We start from the raw sequence: 23190 nt of genomic DNA, 5'->3' as shown, positions 1-23190 counted from the left end.
ACACAGAAGGGAGCCTAAAATATGGCAAAAGATTATTCAGCTTTAGCCAAGGATATTGTGGCGCATGTTGGTGGAAAAGATAATATCATTGATTTACGCCATTGTGTTACACGTTTGCGTTTTACACTAAAAGAGCAATCCAAAGCTGATACTGATTATCTCAAAAAGAGAGAAGGAATCGTAACGGTAGTTCAAGCGAGTGGACAGTATCAAGTTGTAATCGGCAATCATGTACCTGATGTTTATGCTGCCGTGTTAGAACAAGGCATTACAGTATCTGGAAATACTGATGCAGATAATACAGCAGATACGAATACTAATTGGTTGAATAAACTGATTGATGTAATTTCTGGTATTTTCCAACCAGTACTTGGGGTAATGGCAGCGGCTGGGATCATTAAAGGTTTGGTAGCCTTGATGAAAGTCGTATTCACTATTTCTCCAGATAATTCTATCATAGCACTCTTGTTGAATGCAGCTGGTGATGGACTTTATCAATTTTTACCAATTATCCTAGCATTTACTGCTGCTAGAAAATTCAAAATGTCAGAATTTACTGCGGCAGCTATTGGTGCCGCTATGGTCTATCCTACCTTACCAGATGGGGTTGAGGCTCTTCAAAAAGTAGGCATTACCAGTGTTTTGGGAATTCCGTTTAGCCTTCCAGCTTCTGGAAGCTATTTATCGACAGTAATACCAATTATTTTGGCTGTCTGGTTTGCTTCACATGTTGAAAAAATCATTAAAAAAGTATCACCAGATTTTATGAAAATGTTTCTAATACCATTCGTGACTTTGATTTTGACTGTACCATTAGCGTTTATGATTATCGGACCAGTAGCGAATGTATTGTCAGATATCCTTTCTAAAATTTTTACTGGTATTTTAGATTTTAGCCCTGTACTATATGGTATTGTGATGGGTGGTTTATGGCAGGTGTTAGTTATTTTTGGTCTACACTGGGCGATAGTACCACTCGGCATCTTGCAATTTGCACAAAACGGTTGGACTAATATATTAGTTTCAAGTCAAGCAGCTGTATTTACTCAAACAGGACTTTTAATAGCGATTTTATTTAAAACTAAAGAATCAAAAGTGAGAGCCCTTGGATGGCCCGCAGCAATTTCATCTGTATTTGGTGTGACAGAACCAGCTATCTATGGTATCACTTTACCAATGAAAACACCGTTTTTGATTTCTTGTATTGTTTCAGCTGTTTTAGGTGGATGGACTCAGTTTTTTGGACTAAAGAATTATGCAATGGGTGCGCTCGGTATTTTTGGAGTCCCTGGTTATGTCAGCCCTAGCCAAGGATTGCGTCCTATGTTTATTCTTATCATTCTTGATATTCTTGCCGTTCTGATTTCGTTTACTATTCAAATGTTTGTTCCTGTTCCAAATTTATATGGGACACCTGATGAAAAATCTACTGTTAAGCAAGAGTCTGAAGTTACAACTTCAGCGGTTGAACCAATTGGAGAAGAAATCCAAAGTCCCATGATTGGCTCTGTCGTTCGACTTTCTGAAGTGCCTGATGAGGTCTTCGCTTCTGGTGCCATGGGGCAAGGTCTTGCGATTAATCCTACAGACGGTACAGTTGTTGCGCCGGCTGCTGGTGAGATTACTTTAGTGTTTCCAACTGGTCATGCTGTTGGACTGAAAACTGAGCACGGTGCAGAAATTCTGATCCATATTGGTATGGATACTGTGTCATTGGCTGGTAAAGGATTCAAGTCTTTTGTTAAACCTGGTGATAAAGTAAGAGCGGGTAATCAATTGCTTGAATTTAACTTGTCAGAAATCAGGGAAGCGAAATTGTCAGTTATTTCACCTATTGTCATTACCAACGCTTCAGAGTATCAGGCTATTGAGCCGACAGTAGCAGGTACCATTAATTCTGGTGATTTCTTGATGAAGACAGTCAAGTAACTAAGAAAATAAGAGTCTGGAAATATCTCAGACTCTTTCTTGGATTAGAGATGAGGAAGAATGTTTACTAATATTCTTAATCAAGTATTTTTGATGTTTGTATTGGTTGGAATTGGGTTTATACTAAATAAAATTCAATTTCTTCATAAAGAGACAGGTTCTGATTTAACCAATATTTTGCTATATGTCATAAGTCCAGCGCTTATACTAAAGTCAATGCAGCAAGATCGGAGTTCCTATAGTTTAAAAATAATTGCCCTTGTTGTTATTGCTCTGGTGATTCTCTATTTTATAGCTATTTTGCTATCTAATGCGAGCTTTTCACATTTACACTCTTTAGACATGAACGTAGTGCAATTATGGGAACAGTATATTCTAATATTGGCTTTGTTGGAATACCGATTGCAAGTGCTTTATTTGGTGACAGAGGAGTGTTTTATTCAGCCATTGGTATTATGGTTTACAATACTTTTGTCTGGACACACGGAATGACTCTTTTTGAGAATGGTGACGGAAGTTCAAAAGAGAAGCTTCTAAAGATGTTTAAAAATCCTAACACCATAGCAATAGGTGTAGGTCTGGTGCTGTTTTTCTCAGGTGTAAGACTTCCAACTCCCCTTAATCAAGGTCTGGGATATCTGGCGGGTGCCAATACTCCTTTATCAATGTTTTTGATAGGGAATAGTTTGGCAAATATAGCGATGGATAGAAAAGTTGTCAAACCTTGGATGATTGTAACAGTGTTTTACCGTAATCTATTGATGCCAGTTATTGGAGTATTGATATTTGCACTTCTGGGAATAAAAGGAATAGACTATTTTGCAAATGTCATTTTATTCGCTTGTCCAATCGGGTCTTTAGTTACTTTATTTATAATCCAAGCCAAAGGAAATCCTGAGTTTTCAATTATTGAAATTGGTCTCTCGATTGTGACTTGTATTATATCAATACCAGTAATTTATCTTATAGCACAATTAGTCATGCAACAATTGTTTTAAAGAAAGGAATTCAGAATGTCAAATAAATTTCCAAAAAATTTTTTATGGGGTGGTGCAATTGCTGCAACGCAAGCAGAAGGAGCCTACAAGGAAGATGGGCGTGGTTTAATCAAACTCGATGTGACTACAGGGGGAACAAAAGATACTCCTCGTATGACAACTTACCTCGATAAAGATGGCAATTCTGGTGAGGCACCGGGTCGTGGTCACCATGCAGTTATTCCAGAAGGAGCGCGTTATGCAGTTTTGGAGGATTACTATTATCCTAATCACGATGGGGTCGATTTTTATCATCGCTATAAGGAAGATATTAAGCTCTTTGCTGAAATGGGCTACTCCATTTTTCGATTGTCGATTTCTTGGAGTCGCATTTTCCCGAATGGTGATGACCAAGAGCCCAATCAAAAGGGTTTAGATTTTTATCGCCAAGTATTTGAAGAGTGTCATAAATATGGTATAGAGCCCTTGGTTTCAATTTGGCACTTTGATACACCTTTAAATCTAGAAGTGAAATATGGTGGTTGGAACAATCGTCAATTGATTGATTTTTACGAAAGATATGCCAGAGTAATCTTTACAGAATACAAAGGTCTTGTTAAGTATTGGCTAACGTTTAATGAAATTAATAATACAGTCATGATGTTGAATATGTTTGGCAGAAAAGCTACTAAAGAGATGTATCAACAGGGCTATCAGCAGCTCCATTATCAATTGGTGGCCAGTGCCCGTGCTGTTAAAATTGGACATGAAATTGACCCTACAAATAAGATTGGTTGCATGATTTGCGGCATTACATTTTATCCAGCTACTTGCGACCCTAATGATATTCTGGCTAATGAACATAAGTGGCAACAAGGAATTTATTATTGTGGAGATGTGCAGGTGAAAGGGCAATATCCTACCTATGCTAAGCGCCTTTGGAAGCTGCATGATGTGGAGCTTGATATCACAAACAAAGATTTAGAAGAGTTGCGTGAAGGATGTGTGGATATGTATACTTTTTCTTACTACATGTCAAACAATGTGACAACTCATAATTTAGATGCTAAAGATATGGTAGACGGAAATTATTCTACTGGGGCTCGTAATGAATACCTAACTTATTCTGAGTGGGGATGGGCAGAAGATCCACTTGGATTAACCTACTATCTTGAAAAAATTTATGATCGTTATGAAATTCCATTAATGGTCGTCGAAAATGGACTCGGAGCCATCGATACAGTATCCGAAGATGGCAGTATTCATGATGATTATCGCATCAATTATCATAGAAATCATATTGCTGCTATGGCAAAGGCGATAGCAAATGGCGTTGATTTAATTGCTTATACAACTTGGGGCTGTATTGATATTGTATCTTCCGATACAGGGGAAATGCGTAAGCGTTATGGCTTCATTTATGTTGATAAAGATGATGAAGGCCATGGTACATTTAACCGAGTACCAAAAGACTCTTTCTACTGGTATAAGAAGGTTATTGCTTCTAATGGAGAAGACTTAGAATAATTAACAGTCAAGACCGCGATTGAAGTTTTTGCTATAATAAGCGTATTAAAAACTTTTGAAAGGACCATCATGCCCTACAAATACCTTCTTTTCGATCTTGATCATACTTTGTTAGATTTTGATGCGGCGGAAAGCCTTGCGTTGCACCAGCTTTTGCTTGAGGCGCAAGTGTCGGATATTGCAGCTTATATGGACTACTATGTTCCCATGAATCGTGGACTTTGGGATGATTTGAGCTTGGGCCAGATCAGCAAGCAAGAATTGATCGATACACGTTTTGCCCGACTATTTGCCCACTTTAATCAAGATGTGGATGGCCGCTATTATGCCCAGCGTTATCAGCACTTCCTCAGCCAGCAGGGACAGGTTTTAGAGGGGGCTAAAGAACTTCTGGGAATCCTTGGGGCGCGTGGTTATCGTCTTTTTGCTGCGACCAATGGGGTGACCTTTATCCAAAACGGCCGTTTAGATCGCTCTGGAATCAGAGATTATTTCGAGCAGGTGTTTATCTCGGATGATCTGGGGCATCAAAAACCCCAGAGGGAATACTATGATAGCATTGCTCATCAAATTAACGGCTTTGATAAAAAGCAAGCACTGATGATTGGTGATGGACTTCTCAGTGATATTCAAGGCGGCAACAATGCTGAGATTGATACGGTTTGGTACAATCCAAATGGTAAGGAGAATACCAGTCAGGCTCAGCCGACCTACATCGTAGCTACTTATCAGGGACTACTGGAAATTCTTGATTAAGATGATAAATGGTTAGAGGCTGAGATAAAAGTTCTCAGCCTTATTTATTTGGTCAATTTTATTTGCTAGGCGCAGTGGTTAGGGGCAAGACTTGTTGGCTCTACCGAGAAGTCTTACCCCTGCACAGTTCATGAGGTGCTTCAGCACCAATGAACCACTACTGATTGGAATTCCTTATCTTGGTGGGGTGCAGTCCCATTTTCAGCCACCCCCTTAAACAGTTCACTGGACTGTTTAAGGATCATACAAGTGATAGCCTCAACAGTTTGGGAAACTATTCAGAAGTTATCTAATACCATGAACCTTGTTCATCTTATTTCCAACCTTAAAAGGTCTCCCGGGCATTTTGAGCTGTTCGGAGGTGGGTTAAAAAGGTCTAGTAGACCTTTTTAATTGGGAAATAAAGCTTGCAAAGCAAGTGTCAAAATCCTTCACTGAAGGATTTCTACCTGAGTTTTAAAATAAGGAAGCGAGGACAATCACATTCTCCGAATGATTAATTTCCGTATCACTCTCCCATAGCTTCTCATAAAAATTTCTGAGCCGAATTCTTGAAATCCAAAACCGATTGAGTTAAACTGATTCCACAAGATCAACCTAAGTACAAGCTGGGGCATCGCTTCACGGCTTGGTATCTTGTTGATTGAACACGCCTACGGACTTTGTGAAATTAGGTACGTCTTCCTAGAATCTTTAGCGATTCCTTGTCAGGCTTCCTAAATTTCTTTGAGTCGCTTAATGGCTTAGTGGTATAACGTTGGTTAGTTGATCTTGCTGACCAAACGGCGTTAGTGGGAGAGACTTAGCAATGTCCACAGACGCCTTTTGTATCTTATGAAAGAGGGAGGACTTTCTATGGCAAAAGAAAATGAACAAGAGTTACGCCAGCGTATCGGAGATCTAGCTTATGAGGTGACACAGAACGCTGCTACTGAGCGTGCCTTTACAGGAGAGTACGATGAGCACTTTGAAAAAGGGATCTATGTAGATATCGTTAGTGGACAGCCTCTGTTTTCATCGACAGACAAGTATGATTCAGGTTGTGGCTGGCCGGCTTTTACTAAGCCGATTGAAGAGCAGAAGGTGACCAACCACAAGGACTTATCGTACGGGATGAGACGTATTGAAGTTCGTAGTCAAGAAGCAGATTCTCACCTTGGGCATGTCTTCAATGATGGCCCGATTGATAAGGGAGGTTTACGCTACTGTATCAATTCTGCAGCCCTTAGATTTGTCCCCTATGAGAATATGGCAACAGAAGGTTACGCAGACTACTTGAAGCTCTTTGATGATTAAAATAAAAGAAGGAGTGCTACTTATGAAAAAAATTTATCTAGCTGGTGGCTGTTTTTGGGGTGTTGAAGGATACTTTGACTTGATCGATGGCGTTACAGCTACCCGTGTCGGATATGCCAATGGTCAGTCTGAGGTTACCTCTTACGAACTTGTCGATGCGACTGATCACGCTGAGACAGTGGCTGTGACCTATGATCCTGAGCGTGTGAGTTTGTTAGAGATTCTAGCCCATTACTTCCGTATCATCGATCCATTTTCGATTAATCGTCAAGGAAACGATATTGGCAGGCAGTACCGTACCGGCATCTATTATGAAGATGAGGCAGATAGGGCTATCGCGGAAGCTATCATGCAAAAGGTCAGCCAAGAGCATGGCGGTCGTCCTCTAGCAGTTGAGCTAGAACCGCTTCGTCACTTTATTGATGCTGAAGAGTACCATCAGGATTACTTGAAAAAGAATCCAAATGGCTATTGCCATATTGATTTAGGCTTGGCAAAAGTCCCGCTGGCTTAAATAGCCTTATGGAACGATTGATTTGGACTATCAAGCTTTCCACCAACCTATTAAGAAGATGTTGCTAGATAAAATTACCGAACTACCTGATCAAGTAGATTCTAAGGCAGATTTGCTCAAAGATTGGCGAGAAAATTTAGAAGGCAAACCAGTAGCAGAACAGGTGGACATCATTGAAGCTAATGCCGTTATGAATTTCTTAACAGCTCTCGAGCACGAGCGCTGGAATCATTTCTACTTTATGCGCCATTTTGTTTTTAATGATGAGAAGAACCTAGAAAATTATCAACACGATTGCCTCATTACCAACTGGTCAGACTTCATGAGCAGCAAACAACGAGACAAAGCTATCTATGACTTCCTCTCTGTTTTAGACTTGGAGAAGGAAGAAGAGTAGAAAAAGAGGCTCTATGTAATATGAACTCCCTTTTATAATGGAGAATCTCAAAACATAAAATTTCTTTTCCGTTCTCAATATATACATACTTGAGAGGTTTTTCACTATCTCCAGTAATCTTATAATAATCAGAACCTCGTCTAGAAAAAACATATGAACATATCCGCTAAGATTCCACCGGATATAAAATAAACACAGAAAAAGCACATAGCTGAAAGATTTTTAGATCTTAAAGTTATGTGCTTTAACAATATCAATATTATTTTTGTACAGATAATCAATGCAATAGGAAACCACATACTTCTACAACAGCAATTCCGTTTATAACAAAATTACATATAAAATGTGCTGTCATTGCAACATATATGTTTTTGGTTTTGATATAGGAAATGCTCAACGGTAAAGCCCATATCATGCATAAGAAAATTCCCCAAATTGTAAATGCATGCTCTAAAGCATATGCAAACATACTGAATAGCGTTGTCAAAATTAAAGTTTTCCCATTTTTAAAAGATGTAAGATTTTTTCTATAAAACACTTCTTCTACGATTGGTGGCAATATTATTGTAGAACCTGTAAACAGAATAAGCTTTAACCAGTTATCCGCTTTTAATTTAATCATTCCCGTATTAAGATATGGGAACATATTTTCTAAGATATTTGTAAATACGAAAGCAAGACAAAAGAACAATATCGTCAACGCTACCTGCTTCCAAAAATTTTTTCCTCCTTTAAAGGAATCCAACCATTCTTGAATGGAAAAATCTTCTCTTAACCAAAAACAAATTGCCAATACTATATAAAACAAAAAATTGATGTATATATAATATCCTTGAAACAGCAAACATACTAATACAAATAATACCTCAGTAATAATGGGAAAGATATTTAATTTGATATATTTATTGTCCATACGCTCATACCAATTTACCATTTATAATTTCCACAAAAACATCCCACCAAAACGATGGAAGGTTTCAATTCAGCAACTCCCTTTTGAACCTGCTTTTTTAGCTTTTAGTATCAAAATAGTATCACTCAAGAGTTTTTTCTTCCACATATAGATAAAGCCCACTGTTTTCAATGATTTTATAACAGTAACATACTTGCTTCTGTTATTCCCACTCTACAGTTGCTGGTGGCTTGCTGGTAATGTCGTAAACGATGCGGTTAACGTGGTCAACTTCATTGACAATGCGGGTTGAGATTTTTTGTAGCACATCCCAAGGGAGTTTGGCAAAATCTGCAGTCATACCGTCGATGGAAGTGATGGCACGAATGGCAATGGTGTAGTCATAAGTTCGACCGTCGCCCATGACACCGACAGATCGTACACCAGTATTAACCGTAAAGTATTGCCAAACATCACGTTGAAGACCGGCTTTGGCGATTTCTTCTCGAAGAATAGCATCGGATTCCCGAACCGTTTTCAATTTTTCAGCTGTGACATCTCCCATGACACGGATAGCTAGACCGGGACCAGGGAAGGGTTGTCGCCAGACAATATCATCAGGCATACCTAGTGCAGTACCTAGAGCCCTAACTTCATCTTTAAAGAGGGTGTTAAGGGGTTCAATTAATTGAAACTGCATATCTTCTGGCAGACCACCGACATTATGATGGGATTTGATAGTCTGGGCTGTTTCGGTTCCGGACTCAATGATGTCTGTGTAGAGCGTACCCTGCGCCAAGAAGTCAACCCCTTTGAGTTTGCTGGCTTCGTCATCAAAGACATAGACGAATTCATTTCCAATAATCTTGCGTTTTTTTTCAGGGTCGTCAACGCCAGCTAGAAGGTTAAGAAAGCGCTCTGAAGCATCTACACGGATGATATTGAGCCCAAACTTTCCTCCTAGCATATTCATAACTTGATCACCTTCGTTTTTCCGAAGTAAGCCATGGTCAACAAAAATGCAGGTCAATTGGTCGCCGATGGCCTTTTGTAAAAGGACACCAACAACAGACGAATCGACACCGCCTGATAGACCGAGGAGAACCTTCCGCTCACCAACTGTTTGGCGAATCTTAGTGATTTCCATTTCGATAAAATTATCCATAGACCAATCACCCTTGGCCTCACAGATATTTAGGGCGAAGTTCCTCAAAATATCATTACCATAGACTGAATGACGAACCTCGGGGTGAAACTGAATGCCATAGATCTTTCGATTGGAATTTTCAATGGCTGCATAGGGACAATCAGCTGAGTCACCAACGAGATGGAAGCCCTGAGGAATTTCGGTGACGGCATCGCCATGGCTCATGAGAACAACTTGTTCCTTAGGTGTATCAGTAAAGAGTTCAGAGTCCTGACGTAGATGCAAGGTGGATTGACCATACTCGCTGCTTCCAGTTTGACCAGCTGGTACTACCTTACCACCTAGTTGGTCAGTAAGGAGCTGCATGCCGTAACAAATACCCAGTATTGGAATACCAAGCTGGAAGATTTCTTCATCAATACCAAAAGAATTTTCTGCATAGACAGAGTTAGGACCACCAGAGAGGATGATACCAATTGGATTTATTTCTCTAACTTCCTGGGCAGTAATCTTATGGCTTTTGAGTTCAGAAAAAACACCGATTTCACGAATTCGACGAGCAATCAATTGATTGTATTGACTACCGTAGTCCAAAACGATGATCTTTTCAAGATTGTTAAATTCAGTCATCAATAAGCCTTTCCAATTTTGTCGATTAAGTCGACAGATTATTGAATCCATTGTAACACACTTTGAGTGGAAGTGCACCAGAAATTCAGGGTGAAAATTCCTGCCATATCCCTATTCTAGCTGATTAATCTATGTTATAATATGACCTATGCGTAAAGAAATGCCACCCACACAAAGAAGAAAAGAAAGTCGTAAGGAATCTCTTCTCAGGGAGAAAAATCATAAGGGGCTCTTTCGGCCTCAAGAACTGATCGCTTTAGGAGTTCTTGTCATTTCTGTTATTATCCTTTTAGCTGTTACTCATAGTTTTGGTGTGCTCAAAAGGGATGTTCGAAGTATTACCAACCATCTGCAAATTGGCTCTGAAAATCTAAAAGCGAAATATCAAGCTGATGAAAGCGTACAACTTTCAGACAAAGCCAAGCAATCCATCGGCGGTAAGGATTTGACTGACTATCACAATTGGATCGGTAAGGTCAAATCTGAAAATCAGGTTGATACCAAAAATGGTAAATCGGTCATGACCTATTCCATTACATTTGAAAATGGCGATAGTCTAAACGGTGTTAAGGAATCTGATTTGACCAAAGCACCAGATGCTAAATTTAAAAAGGATGCGACCATCCAGATTAGTCATTCAGCAGAATCTGACTTGGATGGTTATGATTTAAGCAATTATCAGGGAGACGCAGCAAAGGTCGAAAAGGTTAGCTACAATTATACATCTGGCGGCGGTTATAAGTATGATGTTAAGCTGGATGATGGCACAGATATTTCTAATATCGCAGAAGCCAGTGTCAACGATATTTACCACGTCCCTCTAAAAGAAGAAAATTCTGCAGCAGATAATAATCAGGTATTAAAAGACGCCTTTAATTACGCCAAAGAGAATCCTGGAACAATCCTTGGTCTTCCAAGTGGAGATTTCACCATCGGAACACAGACTCCTGAAACAGACTATATTACTTTAGCATCAGATACACAGATTCGCGGTGATAATACCAATCTCATTGTTGATGGTGCTCAATATTGGTTCGGTTTTGCGACAGGGCCTGGTGCAACAGATGGCGTACAAAACTTTACTATGAGAGATATCACTGTCAAAGCCAAAGATTTAAAAAAAGGAAACCAATTTATGATTATGGTTAATCATGGTAGCGACTGGACTGTTGACAATAATACCTTTATCATGGTTCATAAAATGGGGAGTCATATTTTTGACTTAGGCGGCTTGCAAAACTCCAGTTTTGATGGCAATACCTTCGAGGGCTATGCACCAGAGCTGACTGATAAAACTGATTTATCGGAAGTCAGCAAAGATCATGATATTTACGCTGAGGCTATTCAGTTTGATACTTCCGACAATAGGGGAGAATGGGATGGCAATTTCTTGAAAAATATCGACCCTAATTATGGTAATTTCAATCAAACAAAAGCAGTTACTAGCAACATCAGTGTAACTAATAATTCCTTTATCCCTTATAAGGATGGGTCAGGAAAAATTATTGCTTACGGTGCTAGCATCGGTCAGCATTCTGGAGATGTTAATAATGTCACGGTATCTGGAAACACGCTTACTGATACTTTAACCAGCCGTTTCCATCAAGATAATAACTGGATGTTTAAACCTATTCATTTTACACCAAGTTCATCAATGTCTGTCTATGGCAACACAACTAATTAGTTGGGGAGTTGAGCGACAGTGGGAGTTGTAGATTATTTTCGTATTTGAATATGAGATTTGCTTGGGCAGAAGCTCTGTGTGTGCTTTTCTCGAATTAGAAAAAAGCCAGAGCTCTTCTGCTTTTTTGTGCTACAATATTGGTATAGATTAAGCAGGAGGAAGCTATGTTACCAGCTTATATTCGGATTCATGATGCCATCAAGAATGAAATAGATCAGGGGGTTTGGAAAATTGGCAGCCGTCTGCCCAGTGAAAGGGATTTATCTGATCAGTTTGAAGTCAGTCGGATGACCTTGCGACAGGCCGTTACACTCTTGGTTGATGAAGGCATCTTAGAAAGACGGATAGGCAGTGGCACTTATGTGGCCAGCCAACGAGTCCAAGAAAAAATCCGCGGAACAACCAGTTTCACAGAGATCATCAAAGCTCAGGGCAAAGAGCCATCGAGCAAATTGATTTCTTATGAAAGAACTTATCCAAATGAACAAGAAATCCGTCATCTGGGTGTCACACCTAAATCTTATATTATTCGGATGGAACGGGTTCGCTATGCCGATAATATCCCTGTCGTTTATGAGGTAACCAGTATTCCTGAACGGCTAATTCGCAACTTTAAGAGAAACGAAGTTACCAATCATTTTTTTCAGACATTGACAGACCATGGTTATATTATTGGGAAGAGTCAACAAACTATTTCTGCTGACATTGTTGATCCTCAACTGACCAAAGAGCTAGCTGTTGAACAGGGACATGCTATTTTGTCCTTAACGCAGACCTCCTACCTAGATGATGGCACAGCTTTTGAATTTGTCCGCAGTCAATATGTAGCTGGACGTTTTGAATTTTATTTAGAAAACCACTAAAAGAGCCGACTTAATTAATCGGCTCTTTTAAGTGTTATGGGAATACAATATTTACATAATTATATATATATGTATTATTTCTGTCGCTCTGGAAAACAAGGGGAAATGACTGTCATCGCATCCAGAGGAAATCCATAAAGATGGGAACTTGCTTCTGCCAATCCGCTTCACGGTGGCGACCGCCTTCTTGACAGTAAATATAAGTAGCAGCACCGTAACTTTGAAAAGCTGCTTCAATGGCTAGATTTGCCTTAGCTGTCGGACTGTCCAAAGGGTCACCATGAGTATGACCAGCCTCAAGGCGTCCCCAAGACAGATAGATTCGGCTATTAGAATCAAGGTTGCTTGCTGCAACATCGGCTTGCAAGTCGCCCAAGATGGCAGAGGAGAGGCAGGCCGCCTTTGAGAAAATATGATTATATTTAGCCAGAGCATAAATGGCCATCAAGCCTCCCATTGAGGAGCCAGCAATAGCTGTAGCTTCACGAAAGACATAGGTGCGATAAGTTTTGTCAACATAGGGCTTGATATCGTTAACCAGCCAATCCATAGTTTCTTGGCCTAGGCCATTAATATGACCGCCAAAAAAATCTGAGTCAATATCATAAGGACTGTATTCTGATAAGCGTTCATTGCCTTCGTGACCGCATTCAAGCCCAACAACAATCATCTTCTTCGGCCAGTTTTCTAGGAAATCGTAAAGTCCCCAAGATTTGCCATAAGTTGCCATCTGGTCAAAGAAAAGGTTCTGTCCATCAAAGAAATACATAACAGGATAGGTATCCTGACTATTATAGTAATCGTCAGGCAGGTAAATATGCAATTTTCGCCACTTACCAACAGCTGGAAAATAAGAATCATGATACTCAATCATTTTGCGGATGCCTCCTATTGGATTTTTAATCAGTCAAAGCTATTATAGAGAAAATATCTAGTATGGACAAATCTAAACGGCTATAAAATGTGTGAAATTTTTGCTATAATAAGGCTTATGGAAATTGAAAAAACCAATCGCATGAATGCGCTTTTCGAGTTTTATGCTCCACTCCTGACGGACAAGCAGATGAACTATATTGAGCTCTACTATGCAGATGATTATAGCTTAGCTGAGATTGCTGATGAGTTTGGCGTCAGCCGTCAGGCGGTTTATGATAATATCAAGCGAACTGAGAAAATTTTGGAAGACTATGAGCGAAAGCTCCACATGTATTCCGATTATATTGTTCGTAGCCAGATTTTCGACAGTATTTTAGAGAACTATCCTAATGATGCGTATCTGCAGGAAAATATTTCTCTCTTAACCAGTATTGATAATCGAGATTAATTAGTAAAATAAAGGAATAGGAATTACAATGGCTTTTGAAAGTTTAACTGAACGTTTACAAGGCGTTTTCAAAAATATTCGCGGCAAGAAGAAGCTCTCTGACAAAGATGTCCAAGAGGTTACTAAGGAAATTCGTCTGGCTCTGCTAGAAGCTGATGTCGCATTACCAGTTGTTAAAGATTTTATCAAACGGGTACGCGAACGGGCTGTTGGCCATGAAATTATTGACACCTTGGATCCAACTCAACAAATTATCAAGATTGTCAATGAAGAATTGACAGCAATTCTGGGTTCTGAAACGGCGGAAATTGAAAAATCTCCTAAGATTCCAACCATTATTATGATGATTGGTCTTCAAGGGGCGGGTAAAACAACTTTTGCTGGTAAATTGGCTAATAAATTAGTCAAAGAAGAAAATGCCCGTCCTTTGATGATTGCAGCTGATATTTACCGTCCAGCGGCTATCGATCAGCTGAAAACCTTAGGTCAGCAAATTAGCGTGCCAGTTTTTGATATGGGAACTGATGTCCCTGCGACTGAAATCGTTAAAAGTGGTCTGGCTCAAGCTCGGGAAAATCATAATGACTATGTCTTGATCGATACGGCTGGTCGTCTGCAGATTGATGAGACCCTGATGCAGGAACTGCGGGATGTCAAAGACTTGGCCCAGCCCAATGAAATTCTCTTGGTTGTTGATTCTATGATTGGTCAAGAAGCAGCCAACGTTGCCCGTGAGTTCAACCAGAAACTGGATATCACAGGTGTCGTCCTCACCAAGATTGATGGTGATACACGCGGTGGTGCAGCCTTGTCTGTTCGCCAAATTACTGGCCGTCCGATTAAATTTACCGGTACTGGTGAAAAGATTACTGACATCGAAACCTTCCACCCAGATCGGATGTCTAGCCGTATTTTGGGTATGGGAGACCTACTGACACTGATTGAAAAGGCCAGTCAAGAATACGATGAAAAGCGCTCAGCAGAAATTGCTGAAAAAATGCGCGAAAATACTTTCGATTTTAATGATTTTATTGAGCAGCTGGATCAAATGCAAAGTATGGGACCGATGGAAGATCTTCTGAAAATGCTTCCTGGCATGGCTGGAAATCCTGCACTTAGCAATCTTAAAGTAGATGAGCGTGCGATTGCTCGCAAGCGTGCGATTGTCTCATCGATGACACCAGAAGAACGTGAGAATCCTGATTTGCTCAACCCAAGCCGTCGCCGCCGAATCGCAGCAGGGTCCGGAAATAGCTTTGTTGATGTCAATAAATTTATCAAGGATTTTAATCAGGCTAAGTCTATGATGCAGGGCGTTATGAGCGGTGATATGAACAAGGCTATGAAACAAATGGGCTTGGATCCTAATCAATTGCCTAAAAATGGTTCTGGTATGGACATGTCAGCCCTTGAGGGTATGATGGGACAAGGAGGTATGCCTGATATGTCAGCCTTGGCTGGTACTAATGGTATGCCCGATATGAGTCAAATGCTTGGCGGTGGCTTGAAGGGGAAAATTGGTCAGTTCGCTGTTAATCAAGCTATGAAACGTCAGGCCAATAAACTTAAAAAAGCCAAGAAAAAACGCGGCAAGAAGAAGTAGTAACCGGTAATTTGTTTACAGTCAGAAAAAACGCTATTCTTGCAATTAAAACTATAAAAATACATGAGGCTGGGCTAGGTGTCCCAGCCTCATAACACCTCATAACAGGAAAACAATGACGAATAATACAATGCAACAACCCCAGCCAAATAATCACAGTTCTAATCGAAAGCAATTGGATAATGTTTTAGATATCCTAAGGAAATTATGGCTTATCTTAAAAGAGACCTGCCAGATGCTAATCAAGTATCTTAAAGTCCGTGCTTCTGATCCGCTAAAGGTGTTTTTAGTAGCTCTATTAATCAGTTTGATTTATATCATTCCTTTGATGATGAGCAACGGTGCCTTGTATGGTGATGATTTGCACTTTCATCTTAACCGTGTCCTCAGTCTGGCCAGCATCCATGAAACTCCAGTCAATTTCAAAGCTTTTTATAAGGTCGGACAAGGGGTTAATTTTTTCTATCCTTACTTAACCTATTATCCTTATTATTTGCTTTATAGGTTGACTGGCAGTCTTTACAGTGGTTGGATACTTTATATTTATGGCTTAACAGCGGTAACATACCTAATTTCTTACTATTCAGGCAAAGGAATTACCCATAACCCTTTTAGTTCACATATTTTTGCCATATTTTACGTATTTTCGGCCTATCGCCTTGGCAATATTGTGATTCGCTTTGCAACTGGCGAGGTTATCGCGATGAGCTTTCTTCCCCTAGCTTTTTATGGGCTTTATAATATCGTTAGAGGCAATTATCATAAATGGTATCCTCTGACTTTTGGCATGGCTTTGCTTATTTATAGCCATATTTTAACGGCTTTTATGGCTTCAGCTGTAGTTGGTCTAATCTTTATCACAACAATTGCTTTTCAGCAAAATAGGCTTCAGCGCTGTTGGAATTTCTTTATTGCCGTGATGGCTAGTTTAGCTTTGAGTGCTTTTCAGTTTTTTACCATGTTAGAGCAGTTTCGCTACAGTCGTATTGATAATCCTGGGGGGATATCACTAAACGATTCTACCAGAACGCTCGGTGATATTTTTCACTTTAGCCTTAATAATGCCATTAAGGAGTTAGTGCCTGGAATTCTTGTCATTGTCTGTCTCCTTCTGATTTTACTTCAATTTCGAAAATTAAGAATTGAAGACTACTATCTCATAGGCTGGATAGTGTTGCTTATTTTATTGGAGAGCAAGGTTATCAAATGGCCTGATAGTCCTAATAGTAGTGTCAGTGTTATTCAGTTTGCTTGGCGAGTTAATAGTTTTCTCACCCTCTTTGCTACGTTTTTAGCATCCAAACTTTTTCTTCTTAGAAATCCATCGGTAGGTAGACGGCGACTTTTCTATGTTGAGACTATAGCAGTTCTGGTTGCTTTGTCTGCTATTAATATCAGCAGTTCAGTAACTATATTTAAGACGTTGTCCAGTCATAAACCGATCATTTTTAGCGAACTATCTCATCGTAATAAACAAAAAAGGGTTCTTAACGCTATATCACTCAGAGACTATGCCAATAGGTCGACTAGAGAAAAAAATGAAGTAGCTGATACTGGTAAGAAGCTAGGACATCAGGTTATAGTTAAAGACAGTGATGTTCTTTTAGAATCCAAATTTCGTTTTAGGGATAGCTATGCGACTGGGGTTATCACTAATGATACGGGCAGTGAACAGCGGATTGAACTTCCTTTTTATCGCTATAAGGGACAGGTCGTCACCGTTGATGGTCAAGAAGTTCCGACAACCCTTAGTAAAGCTGGCGCTACGACCATTCATTTTCCCGAGGGAACTCATGAGATCAAGATAACCTACCATTATACTCAGTTGGCTCGCGTAGCTTGGGCAGCTTCAGTGATCAGTTGTCTGTCTATTATTCTTTATGCTATTGCCTACGGACTAGCTGACAGAGGAATTCTTATCTTCCGAAAAGACGGCCTAGTGATTTATCACCCTGAATGGAATTCAGCTGCAACTGAGCGATAAATAAGATATAGGTTGATAAGGGAAAATCCATAAAATGTCTATTTTGATAGACATTTTTGTTTTTGTCTGCTACAATAGACAAAAATAAAAGGAGAAGACCATGACCTACCTTGCTCTTATTGGCGATATTATCAATTCTAAAGGACTCAAAGATCGCGCTCGGGTGCAGGAGGAGCTGCTGAATTTGATGCAGGTCATTAATAAGGACTATGCTTCTGTAATCGTCTCACCCTTTACAGTAACAACGGGTGATGAATTTCAGGCTTTGTTACGACCTAATGATAATATTTTCCAGATTATTGATAGCATACAGATGGAGCTGTTTCCTACTCAGATTCGTTTTGGATTAGGATTAGGGGAGATGCTGACTCCGATTAATGAGAAACAAAGTATCGGTTCGGATGGGCCAGCCTTTTGGCGGGCTCGTGAAGCTATCAACCATGTTCATGATAAGACTGATTATGGGGTTGCGCGTATCGCACTGTCTTGTGATAATCAGCTGATTCAAGAAAGTGTTAATAGCCTGCTGGCCTCTGGAGATTTTATTAAGTCTAAATGGACTGCAAATCAACTGGCTATTTTAAAAGCCCTGCTGGAACAGCAGAGCTATCAAGAACAATTTGAACATCAAATGATTGCAGATGCTTTAGGAATTAAACCCAGTGGCTTTAGCAAACGGCTGAAAGCCAGCGGTTTAAAGCATTATTTACGCAGCCGCAAGGCAGCAGCGCATTTGATTATTGCAGCAAGTAGAAGCAATGATCAACAAAAAAGTAGCGAGGAGGAGAACCATGCTTGAAATTTTAACTTTCTCGGACTACCTCATAGAGAACCCTTTGCTAACCTTGACCTTATTGGCCCATTTTCTAGCAGATTTTCAATGGCAAAGCCAAAGAATGGCTGATCAGAAATCTTACAGTATACGAGTGCTATCGCAGCACCTTATTATTGTCGCCTTACCTCTGTTAGTCTGTTTTGTTTTGAATCCTGCAGCCGGAATCTATCTTTTGGTTGTTTGGCTTAGCCATGTCGTTATCGATAGTGCTAAGTTTTATTTTGTACCAAATATGCACAGCCAATCCTGGCAGCAAGTGATTTTTGTTGGTGACCAGATTTTGCATTATTTGGCTATCTTTTCTGCCTATATTTGCTTTAAACCTGATACCATATTGCTTATCAGCCAGAATAGTGAACTGATTCGTTTGGGCTTATTTTTGACTTTGATTACTAAGCCGATTAATATTGTGTTTAAACTCTTTTTCAGCAAGTATCAAGTTTCTGAGGAACCCCACGAACCAACTGTAGCTGGTGCTGGTGCTCTTATTGGTTTGTTGGAGCGTCTTATTATGGGGATTTTCTTATTGTTTGGGCAATTTGCAGCCATAGGTCTGGTATTTACGGCTAAATCTATTGCTCGTTACGATAGGATTTCGAAAAACCAAGCTTTTGCAGAATATTACCTGATTGGGTCCCTATTCAGCATCATCAGTGTTTTGCTAGTCTATGGTATCTTATTAGTGTGATAGTTTAGTTAATGCATTTCAATTCCATATAAAAAGACTAGCGTATCTTTATTTCAATTGGTATCTCTAAAAAAGCAGTTCACTTCAATGTGAGCTGTTTTTAAATAGGTTCATCTACAAATAGTACTTTTACGATGATATCAGCCATATCAGCTGTACTTTTGTCGGCTCCTTGATTGATCCAATAGGTAATGAGGCTTTCACTACTGGCTAGGTAAACTTCTAAGGCATAGTCTTCCGGAATATCGTAATGCTGGGCGATAGTCTTTTTCCAGTTAGGGTAGCTGATAATAAGCTGAAAAACAAAATCTTTGATGATTTGGGAGAAATTAACATAAGAAGTTTTTGCAATCACAGAGACAAAGTCAAAATCCCTGACAAGATAGTCAAGCACCTCTTTTATCACAGGTCTAGGATCCTCATCTAAATCTTCCTGCAGTAAGATATTAAAGAGCTGAGTCAGCATTTCCTCTTTCATCTGATTGACCATATCATATTTATCCAAGTAATGAAGATAGAAAGTTCCGCGATTAATCCCCGCTGTCTTGGTCAAGTCCGAGATAGTAATCGTTTCAAAATCCTTTTCCGATAGTAGGCGGATTAGAGCCTTCTTGAGATAGTTTTTGGTTTCAGTCTGTCGTTTTTGAGCCATATGCTTTCCTTAAATCAACACTTTGTTTATTTTTGTTCTTGTTAAATCAACAGGCTGATTATATAATATTTCCTGTTATAAATCAACAATGTGTCCAATTAAGGAGGAAAGCGATGGCTTATATCGAAGTTAAACATTCTACTAAGCGTTATCATATGGGGGATACCACTATCTCAGCTAATGATGATGTCAATTTCGAGATTGAAAAAGGAGAGCTCGTGATTATTCTGGGATCATCAGGAGCAGGGAAATCAACCCTGCTCAATATTCTGGGAGGAATGGATACCAATGATGAAGGGCAGGTCATTATTGATGGCACAGATATTGCTCAGCTCAATTCGCACCAGCGGACCAATTACCGCCGTGATGATGTGGGCTTTGTGTTTCAATTCTACAATCTGGTCGCCAATCTGACAGCTAAGGAAAATGTTGAATTAGCCTCAGAAATTGTCAAAGATGCTATGGATCCTGTAACGATTCTAAAAGAAGTCGGACTTGAAAATCGGATCAATAATTTTCCAGCGCAACTATCTGGCGGGGAGCAGCAGCGTGTTTCCATTGCACGCGCCGTGGCTAAAAGGCCAAAGATTCTGCTGTGTGATGAACCGACCGGTGCCCTTGATTACCAAACCGGTAAACAGGTGCTGCAAATCCTGCAGGACATGTCTCGTCAGCAAGGCGCAACAGTCATCATCGTAACCCATAATTCAGCTCTAGCACCCATTGCAGATCGTGTCATTCATATGCGGGATGCCACTGTAAAATCTATCAAAACCAATGATCATCCGCAAGATATTGCAAGCCTAGAGTACTAGGAGGAAGTTATGTCTAAAAAAATCTATTGGAAAGATGTGCGCAAGGCTATTACAGTATCCAAGGGACGTTTTATTTCGATTGTACTCTTATTGATGTTGGGATCCTTTGCCTTGGTCGGTCTTAAATCGACCACACCTGATATACAAACAACTGCCAGTGACTACTTATCCAAGTATCACACGATGGACCTGAGCGTTATGGCCGATTATGGACTGAGTAAGGACGACCAAAAGGAACTGTCTGCTATCAAAGAGGCAAAGGTAGAGTACGGCTACCTAGATGATGTCACAATCAAAGATCATACAGATGCTGTCCGCATTTTCTCCTACGATAATGCCGTTAATAATATCTCTCGCTATGAACTCACATCAGGAAGGTTTCCTAAAAAGACCAAGGAAATTGCCCTATCCAAGGCTTACCGTAAGGATTATAAAATTGGAGACCACATTACTTTTAAAAGGGGCAATAAAACCTCATTGAAGTATGATACCTACACGATCACGGGCTTTATCAACTCAACAGAGATCCTCTCTAAAACAAGCTTGGGCAGCTCAACAGCTGGTGATGGCAGCCTATCAGGGTATGCTGTTACTTTACCAGAAGCCTTCGACAGTGATGTCTATAGTATTGCTCGCATTCGTTATAATGATCTCGCTGGACTTAATCCCTTTCAAAATACCTATAAGGAAAGATTAGCAGATCACCAAAAAGACCTGAATGACTTGCTAAAGGATAATGGTGCCAAGCGTTTGGCTGACCTCAAAGATGATGCTCAAGAAAAAATTGATAAAAAGCAAGCGCAGGTAACTAAGGTCAAGGAGCAATTAGCACAAGCAGGGGCTCAAGCTCAATTACCACCTCAGCAAGCAGCAGAGATCAGCAAGCAAATAAGTCAGGCGCAAGCAAAAATTGCTGCTGCCCAAAAAGAGAAAGACAACTTAACCAAACCAGCCTATACTAGCTACACACGTTCTACACTTCCAGGTGGCGATGGCTATATGGCTTTTGCCGCAACAGCCACGAGTATTGCCATTGTAGCCGATCTTTTCCCCATTGTTTTGTATCTAGTTGCTGCCATGGTCACCTTTACGACCATGACACGCTTTGTTGATGAGGAGCGGCAAAATTCAGGGCTCTTCAAGGCCCTCGGCTATTCGAATCAGGATGTTATCCGTAAATTTGTCATTTATGGCTTTATGGCTGGTATACTTGGGACCGCCCTAGGGGTTACAGCGGGTACTTATTATCTTCCTGTCAATATCGGCAATATCACCATGGGTGATCTGACATTGGATAAAATGAAATTGTTACCTTATGCCTCTTATATCCTTTTAGCATTTGGCTTAGCGATTCTTTCCAGTATTCTGCCGGCTTTCTGGATCGCTTATCGTGAACTGCGCGATAAACCAGCCCAGCTCTTGCTGCCCAAACCGCCAGCAGCGGGTTCTAAAATTCTTTTGGAGCGACTGACTTTTCTTTGGAATCGTCTCAGCTTCACCCACAAGGTAACCGCACGCAATATCTTTCGTTATAAACAGCGCATGCTGATGACCATCTTTGGTGTGGCTGGCTCAGTTGCTTTATTATTTGCTGGATTGGGAATCCAGTCGTCCATTTCCGGAGTGACCGACAAGCAGTTCGGACAGATTTTCTCTTATGATATGATTGCCGTTCGCAACAAGCAAGCCTCATCGCAGGAGAAAGCAGCTGTCAAGAAGGCTATTGCTTCCAAAGACTTTGATAAGTCGTTAAATATTTATTATGAAAAGAGTGAACAGACCATTAAATACGTTACAGAGGCTCAAACTGTAACATGTCTGGTAACACCAGATAAAGATTTTTCTGGCATGATTAATCTATCCTCGTCCAAAGGTCAAAAACTCAAACTTTCAGATGATGGGGTTATTCTATCTGAAAAACTCGCCCAGCTCTATCAGGTAAAGGCCGGTGATCACTTTGACTATATTGATAAGGATGGCCATAAGGTCTCTTTGAAAGTATCTGGCATTGCTCAGATCTATACAGGCCATTTTATCTTTATGACCCAGAATTACTACCAAAAAGCCTTTAAAACTGATCTATCAACCAACGCCTATCTCTTACAGGCCAAAGATGATTCAGACAGCAAGGTTAAAAAACTTTCGACGGATTTTCTGGACTTAAAAGGGGTAGAGGCTGTCTCACAGAATATTGCTATGGTTAATTCCTTAAACAAAGTAGTGGACTCTCTCAACAGCGTCATGCTGATTTTGATTATCGTCTCAATTTTACTGGCCCTCGTGATTCTCTATAATCTCACCACTATCAATGTTGCCGAACGTATTCGTGAACTCTCAACTATCAAGGTGCTTGGATTTCACAGCAAAGAAGTCACCATGTATATCTACCGCGAAACCATCACCTTGTCGCTAATTGGTATTCTGGTAGGCCTTGCCGGTGGTTTTGGACTCCACAGGCTTTTGATCAGTCGGATGGGCGGAGATGATTTCAACTTTAGTTACTCGTTAACCTGGTCGGTTTATCTCATTCCAGTGCTAGCTATTATCATCATTCTGAGCGCCCTAGGCTGGCTAGTTAACCATAGACTAAAAGCCGTTGACATGTTAGAAGCACTCAAAAGCGTTGACTGATAAGATAAAATATTACAAGAACAATTCCAATTCCCTGAAGAATCTC

General features: G+C 40.1%; 19 protein-coding genes and 1 pseudogene. 16 read left to right on the top strand and 4 right to left on the bottom strand.

The window, feature by feature from the left end; translation table 11 throughout:
- The first annotated feature begins 21 nt into the window (after positions 1-21).
- The 7 genes and pseudogenes from G7Y32_RS04320 (at position 22) to G7Y32_RS10540 (ending at position 7396) form a co-directional block, all read left to right on the top strand.
- Entirely contained in the window at positions 22-1929 is a 1908-nt protein-coding gene (locus tag G7Y32_RS04320) for a beta-glucoside-specific PTS transporter subunit IIABC (RefSeq protein WP_165211109.1), read from the top strand.
- Between the two features lie 359 nt (positions 1930-2288).
- Positions 2289-2927 (top strand): AEC family transporter, encoded by a 639-nt coding sequence (locus G7Y32_RS04315; protein WP_165211106.1) that lies wholly within the window; start codon positions 2289-2291, stop codon positions 2925-2927.
- A 15-nt stretch (positions 2928-2942) separates the two neighbouring features.
- On the top strand, positions 2943-4433 hold the full coding sequence (locus tag G7Y32_RS04310; protein WP_165211103.1) for a family 1 glycosylhydrolase: 1491 nt from the start codon (positions 2943-2945) through the stop codon (positions 4431-4433).
- A gap of 69 nt (positions 4434-4502) precedes the next feature.
- A complete protein-coding gene (pynA, locus tag G7Y32_RS04305) occupies positions 4503-5189 on the top strand; it encodes a pyrimidine 5'-nucleotidase PynA (protein ID WP_165211100.1) in 687 nt (228 codons plus the stop codon).
- A gap of 855 nt (positions 5190-6044) precedes the next feature.
- Positions 6045-6485, top strand: coding sequence for a peptide-methionine (R)-S-oxide reductase MsrB (gene msrB, locus G7Y32_RS04300; RefSeq protein ID WP_165211097.1), 441 nt, complete (start codon positions 6045-6047; stop codon positions 6483-6485).
- A 22-nt stretch (positions 6486-6507) separates the two neighbouring features.
- Positions 6508-6993: pseudogene (gene msrA, locus G7Y32_RS04295) on the top strand (peptide-methionine (S)-S-oxide reductase MsrA); the annotation flags it as partial.
- Positions 6994-7057: 64 nt separating this feature from the next.
- Complete coding sequence (locus tag G7Y32_RS10540; RefSeq protein WP_165211094.1) at positions 7058-7396, top strand: hypothetical protein; 339 nt, start codon at positions 7058-7060, stop codon at positions 7394-7396.
- A gap of 277 nt (positions 7397-7673) precedes the next feature.
- On the opposite strand, the gene G7Y32_RS04285 is transcribed toward G7Y32_RS10540, so the two are convergent.
- Both G7Y32_RS04285 and guaA read right to left on the bottom strand, forming a co-directional pair.
- Complete coding sequence (locus G7Y32_RS04285; protein WP_241154201.1) at positions 7674-8330, bottom strand: CPBP family intramembrane glutamic endopeptidase; 657 nt, start codon at positions 8328-8330, stop codon at positions 7674-7676.
- Positions 8331-8511: 181 nt separating this feature from the next.
- The gene (guaA, locus tag G7Y32_RS04280; protein ID WP_165211091.1) at positions 8512-10065 is read right to left on the bottom strand and encodes a glutamine-hydrolyzing GMP synthase; all 1554 of its coding nucleotides are present in this window, start codon (positions 10063-10065) and stop codon (positions 8512-8514) included.
- Positions 10066-10213: 148 nt separating this feature from the next.
- Here guaA and G7Y32_RS04275 point away from each other — a divergent pair, with 148 nt between their 5' ends.
- Positions 10214-11749, top strand: a complete 1536-nt coding sequence (locus G7Y32_RS04275) for a hypothetical protein (RefSeq protein ID WP_004227451.1) — start codon at positions 10214-10216, stop codon at positions 11747-11749.
- Positions 11750-11913: 164 nt separating this feature from the next.
- Positions 11914-12612 (top strand): GntR family transcriptional regulator, encoded by a 699-nt coding sequence (locus G7Y32_RS04270; RefSeq protein WP_165211087.1) that lies wholly within the window; start codon positions 11914-11916, stop codon positions 12610-12612.
- 112 nt (positions 12613-12724) lie between these two features.
- On the opposite strand, the gene G7Y32_RS04265 is transcribed toward G7Y32_RS04270, so the two are convergent.
- Positions 12725-13486 carry an alpha/beta hydrolase gene (locus G7Y32_RS04265; RefSeq protein WP_165211084.1) on the bottom strand — a complete coding sequence of 254 codons (762 nt, stop codon included), beginning with the start codon at positions 13484-13486 and terminating at the stop codon, positions 12725-12727.
- 117 nt (positions 13487-13603) lie between these two features.
- Here G7Y32_RS04265 and G7Y32_RS04260 point away from each other — a divergent pair, with 117 nt between their 5' ends.
- From G7Y32_RS04260 to G7Y32_RS04240, 5 genes are all read left to right on the top strand, one after another.
- Positions 13604-13936 (top strand): putative DNA-binding protein, encoded by a 333-nt coding sequence (locus G7Y32_RS04260; RefSeq protein WP_004229497.1) that lies wholly within the window; start codon positions 13604-13606, stop codon positions 13934-13936.
- 28 nt (positions 13937-13964) lie between these two features.
- A complete protein-coding gene (gene ffh, locus G7Y32_RS04255; RefSeq protein WP_165211081.1) occupies positions 13965-15539 on the top strand; it encodes a signal recognition particle protein in 1575 nt (524 codons plus the stop codon).
- 115 nt (positions 15540-15654) lie between these two features.
- On the top strand, positions 15655-17523 hold the full coding sequence (locus G7Y32_RS04250) for a YfhO family protein (protein ID WP_241154200.1): 1869 nt from the start codon (positions 15655-15657) through the stop codon (positions 17521-17523).
- A 100-nt stretch (positions 17524-17623) separates the two neighbouring features.
- Positions 17624-18322 (top strand): SatD family protein, encoded by a 699-nt coding sequence (locus tag G7Y32_RS04245; RefSeq protein WP_165211078.1) that lies wholly within the window; start codon positions 17624-17626, stop codon positions 18320-18322.
- Positions 18315-19046 (top strand): DUF3307 domain-containing protein, encoded by a 732-nt coding sequence (locus G7Y32_RS04240; protein WP_165211075.1) that lies wholly within the window; start codon positions 18315-18317, stop codon positions 19044-19046. Before G7Y32_RS04245 ends, G7Y32_RS04240 begins: the two co-directional genes overlap by 8 nt.
- 100 nt (positions 19047-19146) lie before the next feature.
- Here the strand turns inward: G7Y32_RS04240 and G7Y32_RS04235 are convergent, their stop codons facing one another.
- Positions 19147-19698 carry a TetR/AcrR family transcriptional regulator gene (locus G7Y32_RS04235; protein ID WP_165211072.1) on the bottom strand — a complete coding sequence of 184 codons (552 nt, stop codon included), beginning with the start codon at positions 19696-19698 and terminating at the stop codon, positions 19147-19149.
- 113 nt (positions 19699-19811) lie between these two features.
- On the opposite strand from G7Y32_RS04235, the gene G7Y32_RS04230 reads away from it, so the two are divergent.
- Both G7Y32_RS04230 and G7Y32_RS04225 read left to right on the top strand, forming a co-directional pair.
- The gene (locus tag G7Y32_RS04230; protein WP_165211069.1) at positions 19812-20513 is read left to right on the top strand and encodes an ABC transporter ATP-binding protein; all 702 of its coding nucleotides are present in this window, start codon (positions 19812-19814) and stop codon (positions 20511-20513) included.
- 9 nt (positions 20514-20522) lie between these two features.
- Positions 20523-23144 carry an ABC transporter permease gene (locus G7Y32_RS04225; protein WP_165211066.1) on the top strand — a complete coding sequence of 874 codons (2622 nt, stop codon included), beginning with the start codon at positions 20523-20525 and terminating at the stop codon, positions 23142-23144.
- The last annotated feature ends 46 nt before the right edge of the window (positions 23145-23190 follow it).

Origin of the sequence: Streptococcus tangpeifui (assembly GCF_011038795.1) — a bacterium.
GTDB lineage: Bacteria > Bacillota > Bacilli > Lactobacillales > Streptococcaceae > Streptococcus > Streptococcus tangpeifui.
This window is presented reverse-complemented; position numbering and strand designations above follow the sequence as displayed.